The 11,951-nt window shown below is 60.8% G+C and carries 13 protein-coding genes and 1 tRNA gene; 3 read left to right on the plus strand and 11 right to left on the minus strand.

Features of this window, described 5'->3' with window-relative positions:
- Window positions 1-328: 328 nt before the first annotated feature.
- Window positions 329-1,921 carry an anti-phage dCTP deaminase gene (locus EOA28_RS10315; protein ID WP_210214933.1) on the minus strand — a complete coding sequence of 531 codons (1,593 nt, stop codon included), beginning with the start codon at window positions 1,919-1,921 and terminating at the stop codon, window positions 329-331.
- A gap of 99 nt (window positions 1,922-2,020) precedes the next feature.
- Between EOA28_RS10315 and EOA28_RS38755 the strand changes: the two genes are divergently transcribed.
- The gene (locus tag EOA28_RS38755; protein WP_189341997.1) at window positions 2,021-2,194 is read left to right on the plus strand and encodes a hypothetical protein; all 174 of its coding nucleotides are present in this window, start codon (window positions 2,021-2,023) and stop codon (window positions 2,192-2,194) included.
- Window positions 2,195-2,485: 291 nt separating this feature from the next.
- A tRNA-Cys gene (locus EOA28_RS10320) sits at window positions 2,486-2,559 on the plus strand.
- Window positions 2,560-2,625: 66 nt separating this feature from the next.
- Here the strand turns inward: EOA28_RS10320 and EOA28_RS10325 are convergent.
- Both EOA28_RS10325 and EOA28_RS10330 read right to left on the minus strand, forming a co-directional pair.
- Window positions 2,626-3,372, minus strand: coding sequence for a GGDEF domain-containing protein (locus EOA28_RS10325; RefSeq protein WP_245463203.1), 747 nt, complete (start codon window positions 3,370-3,372; stop codon window positions 2,626-2,628).
- Between the two features lie 264 nt (window positions 3,373-3,636).
- Window positions 3,637-4,275: a thermonuclease family protein gene (locus EOA28_RS10330; protein WP_245463204.1), complete on the minus strand. Its 639-nt coding sequence runs from the start codon at window positions 4,273-4,275 to the stop codon at window positions 3,637-3,639.
- Between the two features lie 344 nt (window positions 4,276-4,619).
- Between EOA28_RS10330 and EOA28_RS10335 the strand changes: the two genes are divergently transcribed.
- Complete coding sequence (locus EOA28_RS10335) at window positions 4,620-5,087, plus strand: hypothetical protein (RefSeq protein ID WP_245484212.1); 468 nt, start codon at window positions 4,620-4,622, stop codon at window positions 5,085-5,087.
- 26 nt (window positions 5,088-5,113) lie between these two features.
- On the opposite strand, the gene EOA28_RS10340 is transcribed toward EOA28_RS10335, so the two are convergent.
- The 8 genes from EOA28_RS10340 to EOA28_RS10375 form a co-directional block, all read right to left on the minus strand.
- Window positions 5,114-5,665 (minus strand): hypothetical protein, encoded by a 552-nt coding sequence (locus EOA28_RS10340; RefSeq protein ID WP_128314867.1) that lies wholly within the window; start codon window positions 5,663-5,665, stop codon window positions 5,114-5,116.
- Window positions 5,662-6,237 (minus strand): L,D-transpeptidase, encoded by a 576-nt coding sequence (locus EOA28_RS10345; protein WP_127251221.1) that lies wholly within the window; start codon window positions 6,235-6,237, stop codon window positions 5,662-5,664. Before EOA28_RS10345 ends, EOA28_RS10340 begins: the two co-directional genes overlap by 4 nt.
- Window positions 6,224-7,387 carry an AAA family ATPase gene (locus EOA28_RS10350; RefSeq protein ID WP_128314868.1) on the minus strand — a complete coding sequence of 388 codons (1,164 nt, stop codon included), beginning with the start codon at window positions 7,385-7,387 and terminating at the stop codon, window positions 6,224-6,226. Before EOA28_RS10350 ends, EOA28_RS10345 begins: the two co-directional genes overlap by 14 nt.
- On the minus strand, window positions 7,384-7,986 hold the full coding sequence (locus EOA28_RS10355) for a TadE/TadG family type IV pilus assembly protein (RefSeq protein ID WP_245463206.1): 603 nt from the start codon (window positions 7,984-7,986) through the stop codon (window positions 7,384-7,386). The genes EOA28_RS10350 and EOA28_RS10355 overlap by 4 nt, the downstream gene beginning before the upstream one ends.
- Window positions 7,987-8,027: 41 nt before the next feature.
- The gene (locus EOA28_RS10360; protein ID WP_128314870.1) at window positions 8,028-8,558 is read right to left on the minus strand and encodes a TadE/TadG family type IV pilus assembly protein; all 531 of its coding nucleotides are present in this window, start codon (window positions 8,556-8,558) and stop codon (window positions 8,028-8,030) included.
- 5 nt (window positions 8,559-8,563) lie between these two features.
- Window positions 8,564-10,144 carry a pilus assembly protein TadG-related protein gene (locus EOA28_RS10365; RefSeq protein WP_128314871.1) on the minus strand — a complete coding sequence of 527 codons (1,581 nt, stop codon included), beginning with the start codon at window positions 10,142-10,144 and terminating at the stop codon, window positions 8,564-8,566.
- A gap of 66 nt (window positions 10,145-10,210) precedes the next feature.
- Window positions 10,211-10,507, minus strand: a complete 297-nt coding sequence (locus EOA28_RS10370; RefSeq protein WP_128314872.1) for a hypothetical protein — start codon at window positions 10,505-10,507, stop codon at window positions 10,211-10,213.
- Window positions 10,494-11,939, minus strand: coding sequence for a type II and III secretion system protein family protein (locus EOA28_RS10375; RefSeq protein WP_128314873.1), 1,446 nt, complete (start codon window positions 11,937-11,939; stop codon window positions 10,494-10,496). Before EOA28_RS10375 ends, EOA28_RS10370 begins: the two co-directional genes overlap by 14 nt.
- Window positions 11,940-11,951: the final 12 nt, after the last annotated feature.

The raw sequence follows: 11,951 nt of genomic DNA on the forward strand, positions 1-11,951 counted from the left end.
ACGTAAGGGCTCCCCCATCGTCGGTTATCATGCGGCGTTATGCTCAGAGTGCCCGGCGCCGATTCTCTCGAGGCACGGTGCAAGAGTGACCTAGTGAGTGTAGGCAGTCAAGGTCGTTCAGTCAGCCTTGACACCGGCAAGAAGCAACTTCAGCGCAAGCCAATTCCGAACCGCCGCACGAAGGCAGGCTTCTTCATTTCCTTGCTCGGATCATCGCCCGCGCGATCGCCAGTTCGGCCTCGACCATCGCATTTTCCCTCTGGTTATGTTGTCGGCGGCGATCACCAGGCGCAGCGAGCGCATCACCTCGCCGCGTAGCCACCCGGCTTCAATCATGCAGTAGACGATCGCCTGAAAGCCCGGCTCCATCGCCTCCTGGCAGTCGTAGCTCCTTTTCGTCGTAGGAGCCAGTGAGGACGAGCAGCTCGCCTGCTTCACTATCAAGATAAGCTCCCAAGCCTGGATCGAGCATAGGCGCGGGCGCTCCGCCGAGCCAACTCGAGGCGCTTCCATCAGGGTTCTTGCGCCTCCCTTTCTGGAATATGTCGCGATAGCGGAATGGCGATATGCCTATGAATGGGACGAAGCCGACTCTGTCGGCGCTCTCGCTCTCGAGCGAGACCTCATGGCCGTGGAGCTCCTGGACCCGGCTCTTCGGATAAGGTTCGATATATACGACCCTCCTAATGCCAGCCGCGAGGATATGTTTCGTGCAGTTGTGGCAGGGGAAGGTTGTGCAGAACAATGTGCCGCCCTTGACGCTCCGACCAAGGCGGGCTGCATCACAGATTGCGCACATCTCCGCATGCACAATCCGACCGTATTCCGTCAAATCCATGATAGCGGCATCCGCCAAAGGCCCTTTGGTGACGCCCTGCTTGTCCTTCTTTTTTGCCGTTAGCGTAGCGACGATTGAGTCCACCGGGCCCAGAGAGGTGCAGGTCTCGGATAACATCCCGGCCTCGTGCAGTCTCTCGACCAGGTCTTTGACGATTTGCTTCTTGAGCGCCTCGTTTGGGTCATACCCAAGCTTCACGTCCCTGAAGTCCGGCTGCTCTTGATCCCAGTAGGTTCCGCCAAACGCCTTTGGCACCTCGTTACATCCTTGGGTGATTATCTCACCGGCATCCGAGAAAATAGCTGCGCCTACCTGGCGCGAGAGATCTGCCGACCGCAATGAAGCCGACTTCGCAGCATACATGCCGTATTCGTCCTTCGTGGGGGTTACATCGGTTTTCCCGAAGAAACCCTTGATGAAGCGGTCTATGGTGCGGTCCATATCCTGCCGTGTGTTCCCGTCGACGAAAACGTCGGCAAGGTGATACGTGTCGCGAATATGCTGGCCGTTGACGTCATCCTCGTCGGCGTCACGCTCGAGGATCTTGTTGGTCTGAAACTTCACGTCGGCAGGACTGGAACGTGTTGAGATCGACCTCTGTATGCGCTCGAACACTCGATTGAAGCGCTCCTCGACGGCTGTGTAGGCCGACACGAGCACAAATTGCTTTCCGTAGAGACGGCGAAGACGTTCAACCTCGTTGGGACGTTTGAGCTGACGAACGATATAGGCCGTAGGCGTGTCTGGTATCTTGTTGATCGAACCGGAGAGCGCTCTTCGATGGCGTTGAATAGCGTCGATAGCGATAAGAGCCATCGTTGCAGGATTACCATATTTCCGGCACAGAGCCGTGGCGTAATCCATCTTAGCGGCGATCTGCTCGTGGTATGCAGACGACGCTGACAGGGTTATGTCAGCTGTGTAAGCCTGCATCTCGTCTGTTAACTTGATGCTAACCGCGTGGTAGCCTACTGCTCTCAGGGATTGGCTGAGGCTGTCGCTAAGCCCGTCCAGGTCGACACCAAGTGGTCCGGCGAGTCCGAACACGAGTTCGGGATGTTGTATAAGTGGTGAGTTTGACATCCTAGGGAACCTAAATGGAGTCCGCTGATTTCACTAGCCTCAGTGATTCACTGAGAACTATGGTGATGGTCAGCGATTCGCAAACTCTGGGAGAGGAGCATGAACCAGCCCATGACCCTACGTGAAGAGCAAGAGTCAGCAATCCGTGAAGCCGCAAAGAAGCTTGCCGAAAGGTTCAATCAGGCCTTCAATTTCGACCAGAAGAAGTTCGAGGATTTTATCTCGAAGGGTGATCGCCCCCCTAGGCAGCAGCTGACGTCTAAAAGCCGGTAGCTCGTCATCGCAGCACATCGACTAGGCGACCGCTCGAATTGGGCGTTCGCCGTCGTTCGGGGCGTGCCCTGATCCACCGGGGCAGAACCAAGGCATCGCTTTTCGTCCAAAATTGGAGGTCATCCGGCTGCGCGTCACAACGTTACAAAACGTATCGTAAGTGATTGATTCTATTGAAATTAGTTAGAGTTCAATCCTCTCTCGCAGCACCAGCCTTCCCTGTAATTGCCGCACCGGGCAGCGCCTGACGATGGGTCTGGCGCCAACCCATGGCAATTGCCCCGCCTGCGAGGCCTCGTGGATGAATGGTTCACGCAGAGGACCGCAAATCCTTCAATCCCGGTTCGATTCGGGCGAGGCCTCCAGTTCCCGCGCACCCGCAGCCCAGACGCGTTACCGGTGCGGCCAAGAAGCAGACCGATCGCGCCAGTTCAGTTGGTGACGTGCGACAGCCGCAGGCCGGCTTCGTCGGGGGACTCGGCCATGCCTTCCTCCGCGAAGCGGTACATGTCCTCGAAATCGAGCTCATGTTCGAAGACGACGCCGCCGACGCTGATCGCAAGCACGTCCTTGTCGCCTTTCGGCGCGAAATAGATTTCGCCGACCGCGCCGCGAATACGCTCGCCGATCTCCTTGGCGTCCTGGTCGCTCGCACCCGGCAGGAAGACGCCGAACATCGAGGTTCCGAGCCGGCCGATCAGATCGTCCTTGCGCACCGCGGATCGGATGGCCGATGCGATCAGCCGCAAGGCCTCGTCGCCCCATTCCAGACCGAAGCGCAGGTTGATTGACGCCAGATGTTCCGGATGGATGACGAGAAACGCGCCGGAGCGCGGACCGGCCGGTCTCGCCGCTCTCCTGTCGACCATCGATGTGAACACCTTGCCGTTCAGGCAGCCGGTCAGCTGGTCGTAGGTGCCGGATTTGGTGAGTTCCTGCCGGTAACGGCGGATCTCGATCTGTTGCCAGCCGGTGAGGGCAAACAGCGGCAGGCCGATGACGATCGGCACGATGATGGCCGTGACGGCCCCCCGGGCGAACGGCGTCAGGCTGTCGCTGAAAAGCATCAGGTAGTTCAGCGCCAGCGAAAGGGCGACGCAGCCGGCGGTGCCAAGCACGGCCAGCAAGATGAGGTGCTTCCACGTTTGAGCCGGCGCGGTCGGTGTTTTCGTGGTCAAGGGCCAATCTCCTGTTCGACGCATTGGCTTACAGGAGGTCCGTTGCAATTTCGGTTTCAGGGAAGCGTACAATTTGATGCAAAGTCGGCTTTCTTCTCCATGGGAAGCGCTAGATCCGGCCTGCGCATGCGACCGCAGCCCGCGGCTCGAGTGATGACCTGCCTGGCCGTTGGACCAGTTCTGGGTTTCTAGAATCGCCGAACCGCTCTGACCATTCTGCTTTCACGCAATTCCGCGACGGAAACCGGCTTTCCCGCGATTGCGCTATTGCGGTGGTCCGAAAATGCCCATCCTGGCTTCTCTCGCCACCGCTTCCGCCTCGCCGTAGATGCCGGTGGGAGCGGCCATCGCCCAGCCGTTGGAGACCAGCCAGGCGCCGACATCCTGCTTGCCGAGCGCGCAGGGCGCGGCGATGGCGAAGCGGTCGGCATCCGGCGGCAGCAGGCATTTCAGCGCCCGGCCGCGCAGCCAGGCGTTGAAGGCGGCCCGTGCCCGCTGGCCGCAAGGCCAGGCAGTGTTGTCGAACGAGCAGGTCCTGCCGGGGTCCATGCCGATCGTGCCGCTGATGGCGACCGTGCGTCCCATAGACTCGAAGACCACCGAGGAGGTCGCGACCGGACCGAAAAGCAGCGTCTCGCGCCAAACCCGCGGCATCGGCGTTTTCGGTCGCGGCGCGAGCCCGAGTTCGCCGAGCGGAGGGCGCGGCTCGATGCGCTCGATCCCCGACGGGTCGAGCGGCGGCGGCGCAATGAGATCCTCGGCGATCTTGCGTGCCGGCTCGCCCGGCCGCGTCTGTTGAACCGGGACCTGAGAGGCAGGCTTAAGGTCGCTGGCATCCTGGGCCGGCGCGACCGGAGGCCGGTCGGGCGGCAGCCAGGGCCTGCTCTCGGCGATCAGCAGCATGCCGCGAGCAGCCCGAGACCACCGAGCATCGGCGCCAGCAGCGGGCGGCTGGGCGGTTTCGCCTGGCTCACGCGCGGACCTCCATGGGATCGTGCCGACAGCCGGTGATGCTGCTCGAGCCCAGCCCGTTAGTTCCTGTCGACACGGCGCCATCCCGACCGTTGACCCCTTCGCACATTAGACATGAGCGACATTCCTTGAAAAGCAAGGCGTTGCGTTAAGTGTCGCGCAACCAATGCGGCTTAGAATCGGCCATCGGATGTCGAGGGGATGACATGATGCGCAAGCCGATACTGCTTTTTGCCTTTCCGGCCCTGATGCTGCTTCTCTTGGCGGCGGAGCGGATGGCGGCGCTGCTTCTCGGCTTTTATCCGGCGAGCCCCGCCGTGTGGCACGCCTGGCTCGAGCTGCGGCCTTACTCGACCATGTTCTGGCAGCAGGCGCATATCTATCTCGGCGGGTCGGTGGCCGTCGACGCCGCCATCATTGTCTTTGCGGCAGGCGCTTGCTGGATGATTTGCCAGGCAAAGAGGTCGGCCGGCTTCTTCCTTGCCAATCATGCCGCGCTGATCTTCGCCGGGCTCATGATGGCGCAGAGCAGTCACGCGGAAACGGCGAGCACCGTTGCCGCGTTCGTTACACCCCATGGCCTCCAGTTCTCGGTTATGGTCGACCTAAGCTTGCAGAACTGCCTGGTGCTGTGCCTCGGTCTCGCGGCGTGCGCCTATTGCCACGTTGCTTTCCTGCGCGAGGCGAAATTGCGTGCCGAAGCCCGCGCGGTCCGCATGCTTGCGCTGCAGCGTGATCTGTAAGCGGCCGGCTCAGGCGGCCCGCGCGATCAGTTGATCTTCTTGTAATAGACCTTGCCGTCGGGCTGCTGGATGCGCTGGTAGGACGGGTTGGGACCCGGGGGCGCGACCTTGCGCTTGAACGAGGGCTGCCCGTCGCCGGAGCTTTCATCGACCGCGGACGCATCCGCCACCGTTGTGTTGCCGAGCATGCTCGGCTCCGGAGCGCCGGGCGCCGGTTCGCCGGCCCCGACGGGCTGGCCTTGCTCGAGCTTGGCGACATTGCTGTTGATCTGGCCGAAATTCGCCTGCAGCTGGCGGTCCAGCGTCTCGAACCGGCTCTGGAAACCGTTGTTGACGGTGTCGATGCGGGCGCCGATGCGCTGCTCGAACTGGCCGAGCTGATCCAGCCGCGCCTCGATCGCCTTGAGGTCGTTGACGCCGCGATAGAGATAGACCGCGGCCGTCACGTTGATGGCGGTGACAAGCAAAGCGCCGACGGCGATGACGCCGATCATCCTGGCCCGGCTGGGCTTTTCCGGAACCGCTTCCCGGTGACCGAGTTCGATTGCCTTAACGTCCGGCTCGCTGATCATCGTCATTCAACCACCACCTTTGCGCCCACCGCGACGCGTTTGAAGAGATCGATCACATCGGTGTTCGTCAGCCGGAAGCATCCGGACGTGCCGTCGAAACCGACGCCCTTGGGATCGTTGGTGCCATGGATGCGATAGAGCGTGTCGCGCCCGTCGCGCGAAAGATAAAGCGCCCTGGCGCCGAGCGGATTGTAGGGACCGGCCGGCACCATCGCCGGCAGTTCCGGCTGGCGCGCGCGCATTTCCTTGGGCGGGCGCCATTCCGGCCATTCGGTCTTGGAGGCGATTTTGACCGTCCCGGTCCAGCCGAAGCCGTCGCGGCCGACGCTGATCTGATAGCGCAGCGCCTGACCCGGGCCGGTCACCAGATAGAGCGCCTTCTCGTTTTTGCGGATGACGATCGTTCCGGGCTGTTCGCTCGTCTGGAAGGCGACCGCCTTGCGCAGGCTGGGGCCCATGGCGGGCAGCGGCGGCAGCCCCGATCCGGCTTGCGCCAGACCGCAGGCCGACAACAGCGTCAGCCCGGCGAGGCACGCGCCGGCCAAGTGTATCGCAGCGAAGCGCCTAGCGCTGAGCATTGTCCAGCCGCTCCTTGAACATGCGTTTCAAGTCCTTGTTGAAGCGCGCGCGTCCATCCACCTCGGAGGGCAGGATGGCGCGGTTCAGCGCGTCGGCCAGGAGCGCATTGTCCAGCGCCAGCGACTTGATATGCGGCGCCTTGAAGATCTTCTCCAGCTCGCTACGCGAGAAGTGGTTGCCGAACCATTTGCGCTTGTGCTTGTTGGCGACCAGAGTGATGCTGACATTGTTGCCGCGCAATTCGCGAATCTTTTTGTAGAGCCGCTTGCCTTGCCTCAGCGAAGCGACGTTGAGCTCGAAGACGATGAAGATCTCGTCGCTCGTGCGCAGCACGGAATCGTGCCACGGCGTCTCGATGTTGGGCAGGTCGATGACGATGTCGTCGAAGCGGTAGGCGACTAGGTCGAGCAGCCGGAACACGAAGTCGGAACCGTGCGGCTCGAACGGCAGCTGCGGCCGCTCGAAGGAATAGAGCGTGAGGCCGGACGGCCGCTCCAATTTGATGACGTCCATGAGCTCGACGTCGAGCCGGTCCGGCTGGCCGATGATGCCGGCGAGGTCGAACTGGTTGAACTGGTTGAGATAGGCGCCGCAATTGGCGCTCTGGAAGTCGAGGTCGACGAGGCAGGTCGAAGCCGCGCGTTCCGAAGACTTCGAGGCCAGATGCTCCGCCGCGGAGATCGCCAGTGTGGTCGCGCCGGCGCCGCCGCTCGCGGCAATGAAGGTGATGATGCGGCTCTTGGTGCCCTGGTTGCCGGTGTCGTGGAAGGTGACGGCGTTGAGCAACTCCTTGGGATCGAGCGGCTTGTGCAGCCAGTCGGAGGCGTTCATGCGCACCAGAACGCGCGTTTGCTCGGAGGTGAGCTCGTCGGAAATCGCGATCAGCGGCACCGAAGCCCAGGCCGCGCGCGCCTCGACGATCGCAGGATTGCCGAGCAATTCGCCATTGCCGAGATCGAGGATGATGATGCCTGGACGGCTGTCGACCGGCGGCCCCTTCAGGAACTCCGCCGCATCCAAGACCTTGACGTCATAGATCGCCAGCGCGTCGAGCCGCGTGGTGACATCGCGCTTGAAATTCGCGTCGGCGGAAAACAGCGCCACCTGTTTGCGCTTGGTCGGGAGAACTCTGGTGTCGATGGCGTTCATGGAGATGTGCTCTTTAAATCTTCGCCCGTTACTGTACTCAACATGGATGGCATCGTTTTATCTGCAAACCCGAGCAGCCCGCCCAAGAAGAAGAATTGGAACGGAACGTTCTGTAGGCTGACGGTGATGGTCGGCACCGGGCCACCCAAGCGCGTCTGGTAACCGAGGCCGGTGGCGGTATAGGTCACCACGACATTGGCGCGTTGCAAGCCGGGGAAAAATTGGCACATCCCCGGTCGTTGGTTGGCGGCCAGCCCCGGGCAATCATCATCGTTGGTCACTGCCGTATCACCGCGGAAAATGCGGCTGAAAGCGGCAGCGTTGAAGATCGCGGAATTGCCATTGCAAGCGCCGGTGCTGCCGGAATATTTGCACTCGAATGAGTATGTTCCGGCCGTAATCGGGGCTCCTGGATTTGTACCTGGGTCGGCCGCCGCAAGCGTGGCTGTGTTGACGGCCGGATCCGAGACGGAAGCGAGCCTCGCACCGATCTGCACCGCCTTGGTTGCTGCGTTCCACTGATAGAATGCGTAACCGAAATCGACGAAACCCAAGGTAAGAGTGAGCAGAAGCGTCATCGCGATGGCCATCTCGACCATCGTTGCTCCGTCTTCCGCTCGTAGGAATCGTTTCAGCATCATCAAAATCGGATCAACCGCTCCTGATGGCTGGTCCCCAGTGTGACGGTGGTGATGTTAAATAATGACAGCAGGCCGACGCTGTCCAGTTCGCTGTATTTGTAAGTGCCGGACGCCGTGACGATACAGACCTGCGATGTCGTCGACAGATAGAGGACAGTGCCGCTTGAATCGATAGCGTTCACGCAGGTGGCGGAGTCGATAGTGACATCCGATTTTTGCCACCCGGGGATACGTGCGGGCGCCGTCCCCGCTATATTGCCGAACACGGTGATGTTCTTTGCCCGGTCCGCGCAATCGATCGCCGCGAGCCCGGCGTCAGTATAGAGCTTGCTGTTGCAGCGGGCGGCGAACCGGGCTCCGTCGGTTAGGCCTGCTTCCATTAAAAGCTTGTCGTGAATGAGATTGCCGAATTCAAACACGCCGGCCGACAGGAGCAACATGAGCGGCGCCACCAGGCTCATTTCGAGGATGACGGTACCGCGCTGATCGAACCAAAAACGCTGAAATATGCGGGACAGCAGCTTCGACATCGCCGTCACCGATATAGCTGCGCTTCGTTGCGCAGGAAGTTGTCGAGTGTACCCTGACCCTCGCGTCCGCTGATGTCCACCAGTTCCACCATGACCGAGGCGTCGGAGGAGGCCGACGCTACCGGCTCGGTCAGAAAGAAGCTGGCGAAGGCTTCGACGGGGAGGTTGGAACTGTTGCCGTTGAGATCGTAGCCGGCTGCCTCAAGCGCAGTGCAATTCAACAACGCTCCGTAGATTAGGCGGCGATCGACAGTCGTCACCGGTGGCTGACAGCCACTGGGTGGCGTTCCAACCTCTCCGCCAGTTGACTGCACACCGACCAGCGACTGAGCGGCAGTGGGGGGCGATGGGGGTAGCGTCCCATTCGCCAAAGCGGCACGTTCGTACTTATAGACCTCGTATCGCGTCGGCGTGGTTGTATCCCAGGCGCTCGGATAAGAGGCGCTCCCAAAATTGGTCTGCCAGTAGTTCCCCTGCCCAAGAAGCAGGTAGTCTCCGGCTCCCATACGACCGCCCATGTACGGCGTCGTTTGATCTCTGGGTAGGCCTTTGTTACCGGGGCCGTTAAATGTCAGCTGATTGTATTGCGGACACTGGCTCGAATTTCCGTTGGATCGTACTCCTCCCTTACGGACATTTTCTGCTGGACCGTATTCCGGGCTGTTGAAGGCATTGCCGCTGGCGTTGATTCCAAATCGGACATTGAAGGCGTCCTGAACCGGTCCCGTGTTTTGGCCGGTTTTGGTGTTTACTCCCTGCGCCGAATAGCAACCCAGCGGGTTCGATGTGGCGATCGTTTGGGCTAGAGCCTGTGCGCCGTTGCCGACGCCGTCCGGCGGTTGTAGGAAACCGAAATTGCCAGGGCCGTAAGCTGCACCGTTCCCGACCATTCGAAGTTCGATTAGCCGGCGATGGATTGCCGGATCCGTTACGGCCTGCTCCAGCGTGACGCCGCCCGCCGTATTGGTGCCATTCACCATCTCGTAGGGGTTACACATGAACACAGGCGTGTAATTGCAAACACCCGAGGTGAAACCCGCCACGGAGACTGCGGTGAGGTTATAGCTTTTGTCGGTCGCGCTCCCCGAAGATGAGACCGAGACCGGGAACATGGGCGTGAAACCCTCCGGCTGGGCCCACACCTGGATGAAACGAGTGGTAATAGGCGACGCGGCATAGTTCGCCGACGTAATCGGGTCGGAATCGTTCGTTGGAATGCTTGCGAGGTAACACCACGAAATTTGGCCCTTCGATCGGCAAGCGGGGTAGGTCGTGTCTACGCTGGCGGCTCCGTTGCCGGCGGTCAGCGAAACGGCCCCCCCGTCGGAGAACATCGTGGTGTTGGATACCAGGTTGGTTATAGCATTCTCGGCGCGCGTCCATGAGTCGGATCTGCCGCTCAATTCGGCGGCCGCGGCGAGCGCCAACGCATCCGTGCCCTTCTGCAGGTCGTTGTCCAGATTGTTCATCCGGCTCATGTCGATTGCCAGCAGTGACAAGCCGATAATGGCTGGCAACATGACGCTGACCAGGATCAGCGCTACTCCCCTCTGATCGTGCCAGAACGCGCGAATGGTTCGCAGCATGGCCTACCCCTTACCCCTTGGTGTCAGGCGCCGCATGCCTGACGTAACCGCTTCCTTTCGTTCAGGTCATTGTGTGCTCGTACCCGACGGACCGACGTTGACCGTCATGTTCGTCGTCGGCGCGGCCGTGCTTGGCGGCAGCTTGTATTTCTGCACGACGCCGACGGACCGTGCGCCATTGCCTTCGATCTTCGTGTTGTTGGAAGCCGGGTTATATGGATCGACCGTCTGCAGCAGCTGGTTTGCCTTCTGCGAGTCACCCGCGGCCAGCGTGATCGTGTCGTAGTTGTGCAGATAGTCGGCGGCGCAGCCCGCGAGCAGGCTAGTGCCGAGAAGGATGAGCAGGAGCTTACTTCTTGACATAGAGCAGCTTGTCCTTCGATTTGACATCCAGCATGTGGCCGTAGGGGCCGGTGACGCCGTCGCCATGCTCATACTTGCGGATCATGTCCTTGCTGACTTCCAGTTGGCCGAGCAGCATGAGTTCCGGATCGTTGGCCGGCCTCGTCTTGTCAAATGGCGTGGCCAGCTGCTCGCCAGGCTTCACCGGCCGCACCAGGTGCGGTGTCACGATGACGACGAGCTCTGTCTCTTCCTTTGCCGTGCTCGAATTGCGGAACAGAACGCCGACGATCGGCACCTGGCCAAGCCATGGCACCTGGTCTTGCTGTATTGTGTTCTTGCTCGAGAGCAGACCGCCCACGGCGAAGCTCTGGCCGTCGCGCAGGTCGACTACAGTCGAAAGTTTCCGGTTGGTGAAGATCGGATCGCCGGCGGCGGTGAAGCCGGTCAGGTCGCTGACTTCCGGCGCCAGCTTCATGTGGATCTTGCCGTCGTCCAATACCACCGGCGTGAAGTTCAGATTGACGCCGAACTGCTTGAACACAATCTCGACTTCGCCTTGCGCGTTGACACTGCGCACCGGCACCTCGCCGCCGGCATTGAAGCTGGCCGTCTCACCGGAAACCGTGGTGAGGTTCGGTTCGGCCAATGTACGCACGACGCCCTTTGCCTCCAACGCCTCGATGATCAGATCAACCTTGAGGTTGTTGTCGATTACCCTAGTTATCAACGCTGCGAATGGGCTGGTGTTCGACAAAAGGCCGGAGAGGATATCTCCCGGGCCGAGCACCTTATTGTCCTCATCGACTGCCGCATCGCCTGTACCGGTTCGAGTCGTGCCGCGACTATTCGTGCTTCTGATCGACACCCCAAGATCGCGGCCGGCATTTCGCTTCGCCTCAAGGATGCGCACCGAAAGATTGACCTGCTCGCTGTCATCGATCGTAACCGAATTGATGATCGCGTCGGGACCATATTGCTGGGTGACCTCGACGATGGACGCCAGTGTTGCAGCATCCTTGACGTGGCCGGAAAGCCGGATTTTGCCGTTGATCGAGCCGATCTCGATGCGCGCTTTTGGCGCCACCTGGCGGATGGCGACCGCCATGTCGCTGACATCCTGGCCGACCTCGATCTGGATGGCGCCCAGCGAGCGCTTGTCTTCGGAAAACAAATTAACCGTGGTCGTGCCGACGCTCTTGCCGATAATGTAGAGCGTCTTGTCGGTCATCGGCTGCGCGTCGGCGATCTTTTCGTCACCGACGACGATGTCGCCCAGCGTCGCGTTGACCTGGATGGTGGCGGATTGGGAAACCGGCACGAAGACGCGGTGTAGCGATGGGCTCGACACGTCGATGAAGCGGTCGGCGGCATTAACCGAAGGACTCAACGGCAACAGAATACAGGACCATGCCAGAGCGGCGGCGGCCAGTGATCTCTGAAAAATTCGCATCTAGATCGTCCC

The organism is Mesorhizobium sp. M2A.F.Ca.ET.067.02.1.1 (assembly GCF_004023285.1).
Taxonomy (GTDB): domain Bacteria; phylum Pseudomonadota; class Alphaproteobacteria; order Rhizobiales; family Rhizobiaceae; genus Mesorhizobium.

Bases quoted from the DNA above. Each gene is read 5' to 3' on its own strand.
- EOA28_RS10370 (WP_128314872.1), bottom strand. From the start codon at position 10,507: ATGTCAAGAAGTAAGCTCCTGCTCATCCTTCTCGGCACTAGCCTGCTC.
- EOA28_RS10330 (WP_245463204.1), bottom strand. From the start codon at position 4,275: ATGCTGCTGATCGCCGAGAGCAGGCCCTGGCTGCCGCCCGACCGGCCT.
- EOA28_RS10335 (WP_245484212.1), top strand. From the start codon at position 4,620: ATGGCGGCGCTGCTTCTCGGCTTTTATCCGGCGAGCCCCGCCGTGTGG.
- EOA28_RS10345 (WP_127251221.1), bottom strand. From the start codon at position 6,237: ATGCTCAGCGCTAGGCGCTTCGCTGCGATACACTTGGCCGGCGCGTGC.
- EOA28_RS38755 (WP_189341997.1), top strand. From the start codon at position 2,021: ATGAACCAGCCCATGACCCTACGTGAAGAGCAAGAGTCAGCAATCCGT.
- EOA28_RS10375 (WP_128314873.1), bottom strand. From the start codon at position 11,939: ATGCGAATTTTTCAGAGATCACTGGCCGCCGCCGCTCTGGCATGGTCC.
- EOA28_RS10365 (WP_128314871.1), bottom strand. From the start codon at position 10,144: ATGCTGCGAACCATTCGCGCGTTCTGGCACGATCAGAGGGGAGTAGCG.
- EOA28_RS10340 (WP_128314867.1), bottom strand. From the start codon at position 5,665: ATGACGATGATCAGCGAGCCGGACGTTAAGGCAATCGAACTCGGTCAC.
- EOA28_RS10315 (WP_210214933.1), bottom strand. From the start codon at position 1,921: ATGTCAAACTCACCACTTATACAACATCCCGAACTCGTGTTCGGACTC.
- EOA28_RS10360 (WP_128314870.1), bottom strand. From the start codon at position 8,558: ATGTCGAAGCTGCTGTCCCGCATATTTCAGCGTTTTTGGTTCGATCAG.
- EOA28_RS10350 (WP_128314868.1), bottom strand. From the start codon at position 7,387: ATGAACGCCATCGACACCAGAGTTCTCCCGACCAAGCGCAAACAGGTG.
- EOA28_RS10355 (WP_245463206.1), bottom strand. From the start codon at position 7,986: ATGGTCGAGATGGCCATCGCGATGACGCTTCTGCTCACTCTTACCTTG.